This is a genomic window from Kitasatospora setae KM-6054, from assembly GCF_000269985.1.
Classification (GTDB): Bacteria; Actinomycetota; Actinomycetes; order Streptomycetales; family Streptomycetaceae; genus Kitasatospora; species Kitasatospora setae.
In genome coordinates, this window is record NC_016109.1 from 8,205,486 (window position 1) to 8,220,249 (window position 14,764).

Here is a 14,764-nt window from a genome sequence, read left to right on the forward strand (position 1 = left end):
CCGAGGGCCCCGGCCGGCACCGGCGACGGACCGGCCCGCCGTCGAATAATCGATCGACCTCGATCCGTCCGGACCGTTAACTTCCCCCCATGACCGACGGCGACCGGCCGGGAGGAGGCACCGAGGTGGAGCAGCAGGAGCAGGCCGAGCGGGTCGAGCGGGCGGAGCGGCAGGACCCGCGGGCCGCCGACCTGCCGCCGGAGCGGCGGGCCGCGCGGCGGGCCGCGCTGGTGGCGCGGATCAGGGCGGCGAACGCCGAGACGCTGGAGAGGCTGGCCGACCTGTGAGCGGGCACCGTTCCGTTCCCGCCCGCACCGACCACCTCGACGAGGACGACGTCGCCTACCTGGTCGGCGACGCCGCCGCGGTGCGCGAGCGCTCGCTGCTGCAGTCGGCGCTCGGCCGCCCGCGCGCCTCGGCCTTCGGCGCGGACGCCTACCCGGACGCCTGGACCAAGGCGGTCGCGCTCGGCGAGTCCATCGCCCGCAACCACCCCCTCACCGACCGGAACAAGCGCACCACCTTCGAGTCGATGCTGCTGTTCCTCGACTACAACGGGCAGCCCTACGCCGACCCGCACCCGGACGACGCCGTGGCCTTCATGCTGCGGCTCGCCCAGGGCGGCTACGCGGGCCGGCTCGACGACGCGGTGGCCGACTTCCGCCGGATGCTCGGCGCCGACGGGGCCTGAACCCCCGCGCCCTCGTCCCCTCGCCGTCGCGCTGCTGCCGCCGAACGGGTGAACGGCGCCCGACCGGTTTGGGTACGGTCGACCCCGCTGGCGAAGATGGACCGGTGACGCATCGCCAGTGATGCGTCACTCCAAGTCATCCCGTGCCGCCGGGCACCGCCGCACGCCACCGCGTGCCACCACGCGCCACCGCACGTCACCCCGTGTCACCGCGCGTTCCCGCCCGGCGCCGCACTCCACCGTCGATCCACCGGGGTTCCCGATGTCCGTCTCCCGCGTCCTCGCGCGCGCCCTGTCCGTGCTGACCTCGACCGCGCTGCTGGGCACCCTCGGCCTGGCCGCCGCGCCGGTGCCCGCCGCCTCGGCCGCGTCCTTCGTGGTCAGCGAGGCCCAGTTCAACAAGATGTTCCCGAGCCGGAACGCCTTCTACACGTACAAGGGCCTGACCGACGCCCTCGGCGCCTACCCGAAGTTCGCCAACGCGGGCGGCGACGCCGTCCGCAAGCGGGAGGCCGCCGCCTTCCTCGCCAACGTCAGCCACGAGACCGGCGGGCTGCGCTACGTGGTCGAGCAGAACACCGCCAACTACCCTCACTACTGCGACACTTCGCAGCCCTACGGCTGCCCGGCCGGGCAGAGCGCCTACTACGGGCGCGGCCCGCTGCAGCTCAGCTGGAACTTCAACTACAAGGCGGCCGGCGACGCCCTCGGCATCGACCTGCTGCACGACCCGTGGCAGGTGGAGAAGAACCCGGCCACCGCCTGGAAGACCGGCCTCTGGTTCTGGAACACCCAGAGCGGCGCCGGCCGGATGACCCCGCACGACGCGATCGTCAACAACAAGGGCTTCGGCGAGACCATCCGCAGCATCAACGGCGCGCTCGAGTGCGACGGCAAGAACCCGGACGAGCGCAACGACCGGATCAACCTCTACAAGCAGTTCGTCGGCGTCCTCGGCACCGACACCGGGGGCGGCAGCCTGTCCTGCTGACGCCGCCGGGCGGGGTGCGGGGCCGTCCCGGGGCGGCCCCGCACCGACGCGAACCGGCCGTTCGAGGACGTTCGGACAGCTCAACGAACGTCCTGGCATATGCTGCCGGGTGGTCAGCGACGACCACCACCCATCCTCGCAGGAGTGCCGATGAGCGACCGAGAGACCGACCGCAGCGCGCCCCCGATCCCGATCGGCGTGATCGGGCTCGGCGACATCGCGCAGAAGGCGTACCTGCCGGTCCTCACCGCCCAACCCGGCCTCGACCTCCGGCTGATGACCCGCGACCGGGCCAAGCTCGACCGGATCGGCGACGCCCACCGCATCCCGTTCCGCACCACCGACCTCGGCGAGCTGATCGACTCCGGCATCCGCGCCGCGTTCGTGCACGCCGCCACCGACCAGCACGTCCCGATCGTCGAGGAACTCCTCACCCGCGGCGTCGACGTGTACGTGGACAAGCCGCTCGCCTACGACCTCGACGGCGCCCGCCGCCTGGTCGCCCTCGCCGAGCACACCGGGCGCTCCCTGCTGGTCGGCTTCAACCGCCGCCACGCCCCCGGCTACCTGCTCGCCGCAGAGCGCCCGCGCGACCTGATCGTGCTGCAGAAGCACCGCGAGGGCCTCCCCGAGCGGGCCCGCACCCTGGTCTACGACGACTTCATCCACGTCATCGACAGCCTGCGCTTCCTCGCCCCCGGCGAGATCGAGCACGTCGACGTCCGCTCCCGCACCCGGGACGGCCTGGTCGAGCACGTCGTCCTCACGCTGGCCGGCCGGGGCTTCACCGCCCTCGGCATCATGAACCGGCTCTCCGGCTCCACCGAGGAGATCCTGGAGGTCTCCGGCGCCGACTCCAAGCGCGAGGTCCACAACCTGTCCGAGGTGATCGACCACCGCGGCCAGCCCACCGTCCGCCGCCGCGGCGACTGGGTCCCGGTCGCCCGCCAGCGCGGCATCGAGCAGGTCGTCCTGCACTTCCTCGACGCCCTCCGGGCCGGCAAGACCCTCGACGCCGCCGACGCGCTGCGCACCCACGAACTCTGCGAACTCGTCGTCGAACGCATCGAGGCCGCCGCCGACTGACCGGCCCCGCGCTTCCCGGCCCCGCCTGCCCTTCGGGCGCTCCCGTCCGGCCCTCGGCTACGATGTCCGAGGGCCGTGACTGGCGCACGGGTGGAGCACCACCGGGGAGCGGCCGCCGCACCGTTGCCGCGCGCCTGGGCGAACTCGCCACGAGACCCCAGGAGTCGCGCCGATGACCGACCGATCCCGCCCGTCCGCCCGCCTGATGGACGGCACCGCCCCCGCCCGCCGCCTCACCGAGGCCACCGCCGCCGCGGCCGCCGACCTCCGCCTCCGGACCGGCGTCACCCCCTGCCTCGCCACCGTCCTGGTCGGCGAGGACCCGGCCTCCGTCACCTACGTCCGGATGAAGCGCGCCCGCTGCGAGCAGGCCGGCATCCGCTCCCGCCACGTGCCGCTGCCGGCCGGCACCGGCACGTCCCGACTCGTCGACGTCCTGGGCGAGTTGTCCGCCGACCCGGCCGTGCACGGCATCCTGCTCCAGCACCCGGCGGGCCCGGACGTCGACGAGCGCGCCGCCTTCGAGGCGATCGCCCCGGCCAAGGACGTCGACGGCGTCACCACGCACTCCTTCGCCGCCATGTCCTTCGGCCTCCCCGGCTTCGCCTCCTGCACCCCCGGCGGCATCATGCGGCTGCTCGACGAGTACCAGGTCGAACTGGCCGGCCGACACGCCGTCGTGGTCGGCCGCAGCGCGATCCTCGGCAAGCCCGCCGGCATGCTGCTGCTCGGCCGCGACGCCACCGTCACCTACTGCCACTCGCGGACCGCGGACCTCCCGTCGATCCTCCGCGAGGCCGACGTCCTGCTCGCCGCGGTCGGTCGGCCCGAACTCATCCGCGGCGAGGACCTCAAGCCCGGCGCGGTCGTCATCGACGCCGGCTACAACCCCGGCAACGTCGGCGACGTCCACTTCGCCTCGGCCCGCGAGCGGGCCGCCCTGATCACCCCCGTCCCGGGCGGCGTCGGCCCGATGACGATCGCGGTGCTGCTGGCCCAGACGGTCGAGGCGGCGGAGCGCCAACTCGGCCTGGGGTGAAGGCAGTCGGGCGGCCGGCACGTCCGCGTCGGTCAGTCGCCGCGCGCGGACGACGGCGTCCGGCGGGCCCGCAGTGAACAGGTAGACCGGCCGGAGCGGTCGGCCGGGAAAACCGGGGGCGTCCGCCGCCGCCCCGGCGATACGTTGACCGGATGCGCCTGACGAAGTACGCCCACGCCTGCGTCCGGATCGACTCGCCCGACGGGGAGCGGTCCGTCCTGATCGACCCCGGCTGCTGGACGGAGCCGGGGGCCTTCGCGGGCGTCCGGGCGGTCCTCTACACGCACGCGCACGCCGACCACGTCGACGACGACCTGCTGGTCGCCGCCCGCGCCGCCGACCCGGAACTGGCGGTCTACACCCACCCGGAGCTCGCCGCCGAACTCGCCGCGCTCCCCGGCCTCACCGGGCCCGCGCCGATCGCCGTCCGGACCGGGGACGAGTTCACGGCCGGCGGCTTCGACGTCCGCGCGGTCGGCGGACGGCACGCCGAGACCATCGACGGGTACCCCGACTGCGCGAACCTCGGCTACCTGCTCGGCGGCACCTACCACCCGGGCGACTCGCTGCACGTCCCGGCCGGCCCGGGCGAGGAGGTGCGGACCCTGCTGCTGCCCGCTGGCGGCCCCTGGCAGAGCCTGCGGCAGGCGATCGAGATGGTGCGCGCCATCGAACCGGAGCACACCGTCCCGATCCACGACGCCCACCTGAGCGAGGCCGGGAACGAGAACTTCGACGGCTGGATCGAACGCGCGACCGACACCCGCCACACCCGCCTCGCCCCCGGCGGCTCCGTCCTCCTGGGCTGACGGCCCCGCCGGTACGCGCGCACCGGGCGGCGCGTACCGGCGGAGCCGCCCGGGATCACTGGCCCATCACGTAGCGGACGGTCGGGCCGGTGGTCCAGCCGCCGTCCACCGCCAGCTCGGCGCCGGTGACGTAGGACGCGGCGTCCGAGAGCAGGAAGACGGTGGCCGCCGCGATCTCCGGCGCCTCGCCGACCCGGCCCATCGGCGTGTTGGGGTAGTTGCCCTCACCGCGCTGGATGCCGGTGGACGCCGTCATCGGGGTGTAGGTCATGCCCGGGTGGACGGAGTTCACCCGGATCCGGTCCACGCCCAGCTCGACCGCGCCGATCTTGGTCAGGCCGCGCACGCCCCACTTGGACGCGCCGTAGCCCGCGGTCAGCGCCAGGCCCATCAGGCCGGCCGCCGAGGAGATGTTCACCACCGAGCCGCCGCCGGCCTCCCGCAGCGCCGGGATGACCGCCTTCATGCCGATGAACACACCGGTCAGGTTGATGTCGAGGACCCGGCGGAAGTGCTCCACCGACTCGTCGGCCAGGAAGCTGCCGGTGGAGATCCCGGCGTTGTTCACCAGCCCGTGCACCGCGCCGAACTCGGCCTGCGCGTACGCCACCACGTCCGCCCAGTCCTGCTCCGAGGTGACGTCGTGGTGCCGGTAGCGGGCCCGCTCGCCCAACTCGGCGGCGGTCGCCGCGCCGTCCTCGTCCAGGACGTCGGTGACCAGCACGTTCGCCCCCGCCGCGACCGCCTGCTTCGCGGTCTCCGCGCCCAGGCCGCGGGCCCCGCCGGTGATGATGACGGTCTTGCCGGACAGCTCGCTCATGACTTGCTCCTTGGTGCTCGCCTCGTGGGCATGTGGTTCGGTACCGCGTTCGGTCCTGCGTCCACCACCGGTCGTTCCAGGTGGTCGGAGCAGGCAGGCTTCGTGGGGCCGGGGCCGGGGCCGGGTGTGCGGGTGTGCGTGGCTCAGGGGAGCGGTGCGGTCAGCAGGCCGGCGCAGACCGAGACCAGGTCGGCGAGGTACGCGCGGTCGTCGCTCAGCGTCGGCTCGGCCTCGGCCAACTGCCGGGCGCGCTCGGCCAGCGCCGCTCCGATCAGGGTCAGCGCCAGGTCGATCCGCTCCAGCCGGACCGGTTCGGGCGCCAGCGGTATCAGCGGGGTCTCCAGCGCGAGGATCAGCCGCCAGTACAGGGTGCCCGCGAGGCCGGCGTGCGGACGCCGCTCCCGGATGCCGCTGCGGTGGCTGACCTGGGTGGAGATCCGCAGGCAGTCCCGGCCGCGCTCGGTGCGCAGCTCGGTGGCCTCCGCGTCGACCAGCGCCCCGAGCAGCTCGCCCAGCGAGCGCCCCTCGGGCTGCGGCAGCCGCTCGCCGAGCGCCCGCTCGGTGCGTCGCTGCCGCTCGGCCATCACCTCCTCGAGCAGCCCCTCGCGCGAACCGAAGTGGTACTGCACGGCGGACGGGTTCGCCTGCCCCGCCTGCCGCACCACGTCCCGCAGCTGCGCGCCGTGCACGCCCTGCGCCGCGAACAGCCGCTCGGCGGAGCGGATCAGCCGCGCCCGGGTGGACGCGCCGCCACCGCTCCCGTCGCCGTCACCGTCGCCGCTCGGCCCCGGCCCCGGCCCGCGGACACCCCGTGCAGGGGTGCTTCGGGTACCCGTCGACTTCCTCTCCATGCCGCACACATTAATGCTCGACATTATTAATGTCGAGCATTAGCCCGGTCGGCGGCGGCACGCACTCGTCCGGGTGGCCCCTGGGAACTCGCTGGGAACCCCGGCGCGCGGCAGGAGGAATCTCCAAGCCGCGGTTGCTAGCTTCGTGACGCATGATCGACTCGTCCCACCTGGCAGCCCGGTCACGTTCCCTGGCGCTCCACCTCCTCTCCCGGCTCAGGCTCCGACACCTCGCCTGGCCCCTGTTCGCCCTCGCCTTCTGGCGCTACCTGGCGGTCTACGGCCTGCCCTACGCCAACGACGTGGTCTTCCTCTGGCTGATCGCCGCGCTGGTCGCGGCGTCCGTGCACAGCGGCGGCCGCAAGGGCTGGCTGTACGTCCTGCGGGACTGGGTCCCCGTGATGGGCGTGGTCTGGGTCTACTCCCTGCTGCGCGGCTACGGCGCGCACACGCCCTGGCCGCCGCACTACGCGCCGCAGATCGCCTTCGACGAGGTGCTCGGCTTCGGCGAGACCTGGACCGTCCGACTGCAGGACTGGCTCTACCACCCGGGCCGGCCGCAGTGGTACGACTACGCGGCCGTCACCGTCTACATGTCGCACTTCTTCGCGGTGTTCGTGATCCTCGCCGTGCTGTGGAAGCGCAACCACGCCCGGTTCCGGCACTTCCTCGGCTGCTACCTGGCGATCACCGCGATCGGCTTCGTCACCTACGTGCTCTACCCGGCCGACCCGCCGTGGCTGGCCGCGCTGGAGAACCACATGCCGGCCGTCAACCGGATCGTCGCCACCGTCCTCGACAACAGCGGCCTGCACCGGGCCGGCACCATCTTCGAGAACGGCAGCAAGTTCGCCAACGACGTCGCCGCGATGCCCTCGCTGCACGCCGCCTACCCGATGATGATCGCCCTGGTGTTCTGGCCGAAGGCCAACCGCGCGCTGCGCGTGCTGCTCGCCGCGTACCCGCCGGCGATGGCCTTCACGCTGGTCTACGGCGCCGAGCACTTCATCATCGACATCCTGGTCGGCTGGGCCTACGCCTGGGCGATGGTCACCCTGGTCAACCGCTTCACCGCCCGCCGCGCGGCGGCCCGAGCCGCGAAGGAGGCAGCAGCCGCCACCACCCCCGCCGCCGCCGAGCCGGCCGTCCCGGTCGGCTGAGCGCGGACCGCTCCCCGAAGGACCCCGGCCCCGGCCCGGCAAGGTGGTGCCGGACCGGGGTCCCTTCATGCCGTCCCCGACCGCCTCCCGACCGCCTCCCGACCCCCGCCGGGCGACCCTCCCGACGGGGGCCGGAAGAGCCGACGGGAGCCACTGGGCACAAGCCTGGAAGTCCCTGGGCGTTCGCTGGGAGTCGAATGGTTTTTTCGTGTGCACCGAGCGGCCACCCGGGTGAAGCTGACGGGCCGTCAGCCGCACCGCCCCCGGCCTGCCCGGACGGGTTCGGTGAAGGCTTTGCCAATCCGTGGCGGAGTCTTGTTCCGCACCCGGGTAGCGTCGTGCGGAGCCCAGCAGGAGGATCCACCATGGCCGCACCCCACACCCCGGCAGCGCCCGAAGCGCGCCCCCGACCCACCGGCCGGCCGACGGCCCGATGATCTCCGGCCACCTCGCCGTCCCCGCCCTGTGGGCGGTCCTCACCCCGATCGGCCTGCTGCTCTCCGGCCTCGGATTGGCCTCCACCATCCGGATCCGCCCCGGCACCGACCGCCCCCGCGACCACCTGCTCGGCCCGCTGCTGATCGCCGCCGGCATCCTGGTCGCGGGCTTCGGCCTCTGGCTGCTCTGACCCGGACGGCCTCGGTCGCGGCACCGGTCGCGGTCCCGTTAGTCTCCCCGGGCTCCAGGGGCTCCCGGCTCCGCGAACCCGTCCGCCATGCCGTCTCGCCGGACGACCAGCCGAGCAGCGCGTCCACCACCTTGGGGAGGGAGACCGTCAGGGTCTGGTAGTGCTCGGCGGGAACGCCGTCGCGGTCCTCCAACTGGTAGACGCCGTCCGCCCGCAGGCGCACCTGCGCGTACCAGCTGCCCTCCGGTTCGTCCGGGCCGAACCGTTCGATGATCAGGAGTGAGTCACCGCGCCGCATGTTCGCGACCAGCCGGTTCAGGACGGTCGGGCCCGGGTCGCGGATCGAATCGAGTTCGGCACCCAGTTCGCCGCCCCCTGGTCACCGTCGAGGACACCGCGGGTTCGGGGACGGCCGTGGCCGTACCCGTGGACCTGCCGGACGGCTGGGTCGAGCGGCAGCGCGAACGCTTCGAGCGCCTGCGCCGGCCCCTCTCCCAGGGTCAGCCCTCCCCGGGGGCCTTCGGCGCGAGGGCCGAGGTCTCGCCGACGGCGAGCAGTAGCGTGATCGGGAACTCCGGGGCGGCCTGCCCGATCGCCAGGCCCGCCCAGCGCCCCGTGCCGGGGAGGTGCCGGAGCGGCATCGGGCCGGCCACGGCGCACAGCGTTCCGAGCGGTGCGGGCGCGCGGAGCGCCGAGCAGGTGATGTCGAGGTGGTCCCGCAGTTCCACGTCCTCCGGCGCGCCCCGACGGGCCGTCAGCAGGGCTCCCAGCGCTTGCCGGGCTGCCTTGATCTCCCGCCGCGCCTCACCCCGTGCCTCGGAACTCCGGGTCTCCCGGAAGTCCTGGCTCTCCTCCAGCCGCACCAGCTGGAACCCGGGCCCGCCCCGCCACCTCCGGGAACGGCGCCACCCGAAGCCGTTCGACCACCGCCGTCCGCTCGGCGACGGACCCGGGGGAGCGCTGCTTCGGCGACATGCCCGGACGGTAGCCGATCCGGCCGACACCTGACCGCAGACACCTGCCCGCGGACGCCGGCCCGCCGACGCCTGTCCGTCCGTCCGCCCTCCAGGTCGCGCCGGTACCAGCTGCCGGGCTTGCCGGGCGACTCGGTAGCCGAGGGTCGCGCTGCGGCCGCCGATGCCGACCAGATTGAACCCGCCGAGCAGCGTGCCGTTCGGCGTACCGGGCGAAGAAGTCGTTCCTGCGATCGGGGGCCGAAGCCGCGAAGTAGGCGCGGTTCGCCGTCTCGAAGGCGAGTGCCGCCGGGGTGTGATCGGCGCGCAGCAGAGTCAGTTCGGACACCGTCCGATCCTGGACGAGTAGGTCCGAAGCGATCAGTGGTCGAACGCGATCGGCGAGCGGGTGACAGGTGCGCCAGTCTGGTTCTCGTGCCAGATGCCGAGCGCGGGCGCTTGTTGTGGCCCGCGCGCTGGGGTAGGTGTGGCAACATACCGCACGTTGACGGGACGGAATCCCGAGCTGTCCGTTCAGGTCGGCGTGGTCGGCGTGGTCGGCGTTCGTCGTGCGTACCGCGCGCAGAGGTGGGTGTCGGGGACCCACTCCGCGACGGGAACCCGCCAGTGCCGGCCGTTGGGGGGTGCGTCGAGGTGCTGTCGGCCGGCGTCGCGGCAGCACCGCACCCCCAGCACGTTCTGGTAGTGCAGCACGGGGCCGGACCACTGGCACGTGTGGCAGGACATCAGGAACGTGCCCGGCGGAAAGGTCCGCTGGACCTTGTCCAGACAGTCCTCGAAGTACTCGCCGGTTCCCTGGTGGACGGTCCCGTCGATCTCGATGGCGACCCGCACGATCTCGGCGGTCCCGTTCCGCAGCTCGCAGGAGAACTCCGCCAGGACGATGCGCTGTCCGCCGGTGGCCGTCACCTGGACGGGGAGCCCGCCGGACAGGCGGCAGTCGCACAGGTCGGGATCGAGGCCCGCGGCTGCCGCGGCGTCCCGGTCGAGCGCCGCCAACCCCTCGAAGTCCGACCCGTGGAACTCCACGCCGCGTATCACGGTGTGGAGTTCGAAGGTCTCGGGTTTTCGCCAACTGTGGGCGGAAGGCTGAAGGAGCCAGCTGATCTCCTCGCGACCTTGCTCGTCCTCGTAGGTGCCGGAAAATCGCAGCGGCGTGATGGTTCCCATCTCTCCCCCTTGTAGGACTGCGCGCAGGAGGCTAGCACCGGGCACCGATCGGCGGCTCGCTTGCCGCCACCGGGCGCGCGGGTTCCGTGGGCCCGGTCAGCCGTCCTGGGCCGGAGAGCGGGCTTACTGGATGCAAGTGCGTTGCCGGAAGGGTGAGTTCAGCGACTTACCGATCGCTTTCGACCGCCCGTTCAGGCCAACGTCCTCTCACAGAAGGCGAGTTCGGTCAGCTCGGTCAGCTTCTCGATCCGCAGTACCGCCGCGTCCGCTGTCGGCGAGGGCCCGCCGGTGACGAAGTCGATGCCGCGGTCCAGCCAGATGCCGGTGAGCCCGGCGGCGGTGGCGGCGGTGACGTCGCTCGGCAGCATGTCGCCGACGTTGGCCGCCCGGTCGGGGGTGGTGCCGAGTAGGCGGCAGGCGGCGGCGTAGGCGGCGGGCTTGGCGGCGCCGAGTTCGGTCGGGGTCAGTACGGCCTCGAAGCGTTCGAGCAGGCCGAAGCGGGCCAGTTTGGCGCGCTGCTGCCCGGGGTCGCCGTTGGTGAGGACGGCGAGCCGGGGCGGGGAGGGAAGCCGTTCCAGGGCGTCGAGTGCGGGCCGGACGTCGGGGTAGCACTGCCAGGACGCTTCGAACGCGGGCAGGTAGCGCCCGCCGATCCAGGCGTCCAGCTGTTCGGCCTCCGCCGGTACGGGCTCGCCCAGCAGGGGCAGGAAGGCCCGGACCCGGCGTCGGTGGTGCTCGGCGAACGAGCACGCGCCGGCCAGGTACTCCCGCATGTGGCGGGCCTCCAACTCCCACCAGGCCGAAGCCAGTTCCGCCGGCCCCGCGGTCGCCCCGGGGCTCTCCTGGGCGATCCGGCCGATCGCCGCGAAGACCGCGCCGCGGTGGTCGACCAGGGTGCCGTCCAGATCGAAGAAGATCACATCAAGCATGCCGATGATCATCCCTCCTTTCGCTCCCTCGCCTCTACTCCGACCTGAAACAAGCATGCGTGCTTGCTTTGTCCCCGGTCTGCTGTCACGCTCGGTCCCGGCCGCTCCTGGCTGCTTCCGGCCGCTCTCGGCCGGGTCGTCAACGGCATTCGTCCGAAGCGAAGTTGGGGAGGTTCCGTGCTGCGGATCGGCAACGCCTCGGGGTTCTACGGCGACCGGTTCGGCGCGTTCCGCGAGATGCTGACCGGCGGTCCGCTGGACGTGCTGACGGGTGACTACCTGGCCGAGTTGACGATGCTGATCCTGGCCCGGGACCGGCTGCGCGACCCGGCGCTCGGCTATGCGCGGACGTTCCTGCGGCAGGCCGAGGAGTGCCTCGCCGAGGCGCTCGACCGTGGCGTGCGGATCGTGGTCAACGCGGGCGGCCTGAACCCGGCCCGCCTGGCCGGGGCGCTCGGCGAGCTCGCCGCCGGACAGGGCCTGCGGGCCCGGATCGGCCATGTCACCGGCGACGAACTCCTCCCCAGGGCGGCGGAGTTCGGCTGGGCGGGGGAGGATCCGGACCGCCCGTTGCTCGCCGCGAACGCGTACCTCGGGGCGTTCGGGATCGCCGAGTGCCTGCGGGCCGGCGCGGACGTCGTGGTGACCGGCCGGGTGACGGACGCCGCCCTGGTGGTCGGGCCCGGCATCGCCCACCACGGCTGGACGCCGGACGACCTGGACGCGCTGGCGGGCGCGGTGGTGGCGGGCCACGTGCTGGAGTGCGGGGCCCAGGCCACCGGCGGGAACTACGCGTTCTTCACCGAGCACGACACCGACCATCCGGGCTTCCCGATCGCCGAACTGCACGCCGACGGCAGCAGTGTGATCACCAAGCACCCGGGCACCGGCGGCGCGGTCACCGTGGAGACCGTCACCGCCCAACTCCTGTACGAGACGGGCGGAGCACGCTACCTCGGGCCGGACGTCACGGCCCGGCTGGACACCGTGACGCTGACCCTGCAGGGCCCCGACCGGGTCCGGATCGACGGGGTGCGCGGCGAGCCCCCGCCCGCCACCCTCAAGGTCGGACTCAACCGGCTCGGCGGCTACCGCAACGAACTGGTCTTCGTCCTCACCGGGCTGGACACCGAGGCCAAAGCCGCCCTGGTACGAAGGCAGTTGACCCGCGCGCTGGCCGCCGACCCATCCGCGAACCCGCCCGCCGGCCCACCCACCAGCCCATCCACCGGCCCATCCACCAGCCCGCCCGCCGGTCCGCCCGCCGACCTGCGCTGGACCGAGACCCGCACCCAGCATCCGGACGCCGACACCGAGGAGCGCGCCAGCACCCTGCTGCGGCTCACCGCCCGCGACCCGAGGGAGCACCGGGTCGGCCGCGCCCTCACCGCCGCCGCCGTCGAACTCGGCCTCTCCGGCTATCCGGGCTTCCACCTGATCGCCCCGCCCGCCCGGCCCAGCCCCTACGGCGTCTTCGAGGCAAGGGAGTTGGACCGCGCGGAGGTCGACCACCGCGCCCACCTGCCCGACGGCGGTCAGGTCGCCGTCCCGCCGCCGCGCCTCCCGCCCCCCACCGTGGCGCCGCTGCCCGCGCCGCCCGCGTCCCCGCCGCGCCTGCCCCCGCCGCCCGCGCCCGGCCCCACCCGCCGGGCCCCGCTCGGCCTGGTCGCCGGCGCCCGCAGCGGCGACAAGGGCGGCGACGCCAACCTCGGTGTCTGGGCCCGCGACGAGGCCGGCTGGCGCTGGCTCGCGCACACCCTCAGCACCACCCTGCTCCGCGAACTCCTGCCGGAGACCGCCGATTTGGAGATCGAACGGCACCTGCTGCCGAACCTCCGCGCGGTCAACTTCACCCTGCGCGGGCTGCTCGGCGAAGGCGTCGCCGCCCAGTACCGCTTCGACCCGCAGGCGAAGGCGCTGGGGGAGTGGCTGCGCTCCCGCCACCTCGACATCCCGCGGCACCTGCTGCCGCCCACCCCCGCCGGACCGGAGGCCCAGCCGTGACCACCCTGCCCACCCGGCTCGATCCGGACGCGCCCGAGTACGCCGCCCACCGGGCCGCGATGCTGGCCAAGCTCGCCGAGCTGGACGCCGAGCACGCCAAGGCGCTGGCCGGCGGCGGTCCCAAGTACCTTGAGCGGCACCGGAGTCGGGGAAAGCTCCCGGCCCGCGAGCGGATCGAGCTGCTGCTCGACCCGGACTCGCCGTTCCTCGAACTCTCCCCGCTCGCCGCCTGGGGCAGCCCTTACCAGGTCGGCGCGGCCCTGGTCACCGGTATCGGCACGGTGGCCGGCACCGAATGCGTGATCACCGCCAACGACCCCACCGTGCGCGGCGGTTCGTCCAATCCGTGGACGCTGCGCAAGGCGCTGCGGGCGAACGAGATCGCGCTGCGCAACCGGCTCCCGCTGATCAACCTGGTCGAGTCCGGCGGCGCCGACCTGCCCGGCCAGAAAGAGGTCTTCATTCCGGGTGGCGCCCTGTTCCGCGACCTGACCAGGCTGTCGGCCGCCGGAATCCCCACCGTGGCCGTGGTGTTCGGCAACTCCACGGCGGGCGGCGCCTACGTGCCGGGCATGTCCGACCACGTGATCATGGTCAAGGGGCGGGCCAAGGTCTTCCTCGGCGGCCCGCCGCTGGTGAAGATGGCCACCGGCGAGGACGCCGACGACGAGTCGCTCGGCGGCGCCGAGATGCACGCCCGCACCTCCGGCCTCGCCGACCAGCTGGCCCTCGACGAACCCGACGCGCTGCGGCTGGCCCGCCGGGCCGTCCACCGGCTGCACTGGCGCAAGTCCGGCCCGGAGCCCGGTAGTTCGCCCGAGCCGCCGAAGTACCCGGAGGAGGAACTGCTCGGCATCGTCCCGGACGACCTCCGGGTGCCGTTCGACCCGCGCGAGGTGATCGCCCGGATCGTCGACGGCTCCGACTTCGACGAGTTCAAGCCCGACTACGGCACCAGCCTCGCCACCGGCTGGGCCACCCTGTTCGGCTACCCCGTCGGCCTGCTGGCCAACGCCCAGGGCGTGCTGTTCAGCCAGGAGTCCCAGAAGGCCGCCCAGTTCATCCAGCTCGCCAACCGGCTGCACCGCCCGCTGGTCTTCCTGCACAACACCACCGGCTACATGGTCGGCCGGGAGTACGAGCAGGGCGGCATCGTCAAGCACGGCGCGATGATGATCAACGCGGTGGCGAACAGCACCGTCCCGCACCTCTCCGTACTGATCGGCGCCTCCTACGGGGCCGGCCACTACGGCATGTGCGGCCGCGCCTTCGACCCGCGCTTCCTGTTCGCCTGGCCCAGCGCCAAGTCGGCCGTGATGGGCCCGCAGCAACTCGCGGGCGTGCTCTCCCTGGTGGCCCGCCAGGCCGCCGCCGCCAAGGGGCAGCCCTACGACGAGGACGCCGACGCCGCGATTCGCGCCGCGGTCGAGCAGCAGATCGAGGCCGAGTCGCTCCCGGTCTTCCTCTCCGGGCGGCTCTACGACGACGGGGTGATCGACCCGCGCGACACCCGCACCGTCCTCGGGCTCTGCCTGTCCGCCGTCCACAGCGGCCCGGTCGAGGGCGCCGCCGGCTACGGCGTCTTCCGGATGTGACCACCAACCACCATGCA

At 73.4% G+C, this 14,764-nt stretch carries 15 protein-coding genes, 1 pseudogene and 1 riboswitch; of the genes and pseudogenes, 11 read left to right on the forward strand and 5 right to left on the reverse strand.

What is annotated here, in order from left to right; translation table 11 throughout:
* Nucleotides 1–89: 89 nt before the first annotated feature.
* The 6 genes from KSE_RS35680 to KSE_RS35705 all read left to right on the forward strand — a co-directional run bounded on the left by KSE_RS35680 (nt 90) and on the right by KSE_RS35705 (nt 4,616).
* Nucleotides 90–287 carry a hypothetical protein gene (locus KSE_RS35680; RefSeq protein ID WP_014140261.1) on the forward strand — a complete coding sequence of 66 codons (198 nt, stop codon included), beginning with the start codon at nt 90–92 and terminating at the stop codon, nt 285–287.
* Entirely contained in the window at nt 284–691 is a 408-nt protein-coding gene (locus tag KSE_RS35685) for a type II toxin-antitoxin system death-on-curing family toxin (protein ID WP_014140262.1), read from the forward strand. The genes KSE_RS35680 and KSE_RS35685 overlap by 4 nt, the downstream gene beginning before the upstream one ends.
* A 262-nt stretch (nt 692–953) precedes the next feature.
* Nucleotides 954–1,682: a chitinase gene (locus KSE_RS35690; RefSeq protein ID WP_014140263.1), complete on the forward strand. Its 729-nt coding sequence runs from the start codon at nt 954–956 to the stop codon at nt 1,680–1,682.
* A gap of 150 nt (nt 1,683–1,832) precedes the next feature.
* Nucleotides 1,833–2,768: a Gfo/Idh/MocA family protein gene (locus tag KSE_RS35695; protein WP_014140264.1), complete on the forward strand. Its 936-nt coding sequence runs from the start codon at nt 1,833–1,835 to the stop codon at nt 2,766–2,768.
* Between the two features lie 65 nt (nt 2,769–2,833).
* Nucleotides 2,834–2,915: riboswitch (ZMP/ZTP riboswitch) on the forward strand.
* Between the two features lie 25 nt (nt 2,916–2,940).
* Nucleotides 2,941–3,807, forward strand: a complete 867-nt coding sequence (locus tag KSE_RS35700) for a bifunctional 5,10-methylenetetrahydrofolate dehydrogenase/5,10-methenyltetrahydrofolate cyclohydrolase (protein ID WP_014140265.1) — start codon at nt 2,941–2,943, stop codon at nt 3,805–3,807.
* A 152-nt stretch (nt 3,808–3,959) separates the two neighbouring features.
* Nucleotides 3,960–4,616 carry an MBL fold metallo-hydrolase gene (locus tag KSE_RS35705; protein ID WP_014140266.1) on the forward strand — a complete coding sequence of 219 codons (657 nt, stop codon included), beginning with the start codon at nt 3,960–3,962 and terminating at the stop codon, nt 4,614–4,616.
* A 55-nt stretch (nt 4,617–4,671) separates the two neighbouring features.
* Here KSE_RS35705 and KSE_RS35710 read toward each other — a convergent pair whose 3' ends face one another.
* Both KSE_RS35710 and KSE_RS35715 read right to left on the reverse strand, forming a co-directional pair.
* On the reverse strand, nt 4,672–5,436 hold the full coding sequence (locus tag KSE_RS35710; protein WP_014140267.1) for a glucose 1-dehydrogenase: 765 nt from the start codon (nt 5,434–5,436) through the stop codon (nt 4,672–4,674).
* A 143-nt stretch (nt 5,437–5,579) separates the two neighbouring features.
* On the reverse strand, nt 5,580–6,296 hold the full coding sequence (locus KSE_RS35715) for a TetR/AcrR family transcriptional regulator (RefSeq protein ID WP_014140268.1): 717 nt from the start codon (nt 6,294–6,296) through the stop codon (nt 5,580–5,582).
* A gap of 143 nt (nt 6,297–6,439) precedes the next feature.
* Here KSE_RS35715 and KSE_RS35720 point away from each other — a divergent pair, with 143 nt between their 5' ends.
* From KSE_RS35720 to KSE_RS46425, 3 genes and pseudogenes are all read left to right on the forward strand, one after another.
* Entirely contained in the window at nt 6,440–7,447 is a 1,008-nt protein-coding gene (locus KSE_RS35720; protein WP_014140269.1) for a phosphatase PAP2 family protein, read from the forward strand.
* Between the two features lie 433 nt (nt 7,448–7,880).
* Nucleotides 7,881–8,075, forward strand: a complete 195-nt coding sequence (locus tag KSE_RS35725) for a hypothetical protein (RefSeq protein WP_014140270.1) — start codon at nt 7,881–7,883, stop codon at nt 8,073–8,075.
* 279 nt (nt 8,076–8,354) lie between these two features.
* Nucleotides 8,355–8,549: pseudogene (locus tag KSE_RS46425) on the forward strand (DUF5959 family protein); the annotation flags it as partial.
* Nucleotides 8,550–8,575: 26 nt separating this feature from the next.
* On the opposite strand, the gene KSE_RS41755 reads toward KSE_RS46425, so the two are convergent.
* The 3 genes from KSE_RS41755 to KSE_RS35740 all read right to left on the reverse strand — a co-directional run bounded on the left by KSE_RS41755 (nt 8,576) and on the right by KSE_RS35740 (nt 11,148).
* Nucleotides 8,576–8,938 carry a hypothetical protein gene (locus KSE_RS41755; RefSeq protein WP_014140271.1) on the reverse strand — a complete coding sequence of 121 codons (363 nt, stop codon included), beginning with the start codon at nt 8,936–8,938 and terminating at the stop codon, nt 8,576–8,578.
* 624 nt (nt 8,939–9,562) lie between these two features.
* Complete coding sequence (locus tag KSE_RS35735; RefSeq protein WP_014140272.1) at nt 9,563–10,219, reverse strand: DUF6304 family protein; 657 nt, start codon at nt 10,217–10,219, stop codon at nt 9,563–9,565.
* Between the two features lie 191 nt (nt 10,220–10,410).
* Nucleotides 10,411–11,148 carry an HAD family hydrolase gene (locus tag KSE_RS35740; protein ID WP_157850089.1) on the reverse strand — a complete coding sequence of 246 codons (738 nt, stop codon included), beginning with the start codon at nt 11,146–11,148 and terminating at the stop codon, nt 10,411–10,413.
* A 237-nt stretch (nt 11,149–11,385) separates the two neighbouring features.
* Here KSE_RS35740 and KSE_RS35745 point away from each other — a divergent pair, with 237 nt between their 5' ends.
* Together KSE_RS35745 and KSE_RS35750 are read left to right on the forward strand one after the other, a co-directional pair.
* Nucleotides 11,386–13,152, forward strand: a complete 1,767-nt coding sequence (locus tag KSE_RS35745; protein ID WP_231873464.1) for an acyclic terpene utilization AtuA family protein — start codon at nt 11,386–11,388, stop codon at nt 13,150–13,152.
* The gene (locus KSE_RS35750; protein ID WP_014140275.1) at nt 13,149–14,747 is read left to right on the forward strand and encodes an acyl-CoA carboxylase subunit beta; all 1,599 of its coding nucleotides are present in this window, start codon (nt 13,149–13,151) and stop codon (nt 14,745–14,747) included. Before KSE_RS35745 ends, KSE_RS35750 begins: the two co-directional genes overlap by 4 nt.
* Nucleotides 14,748–14,764: the final 17 nt, after the last annotated feature.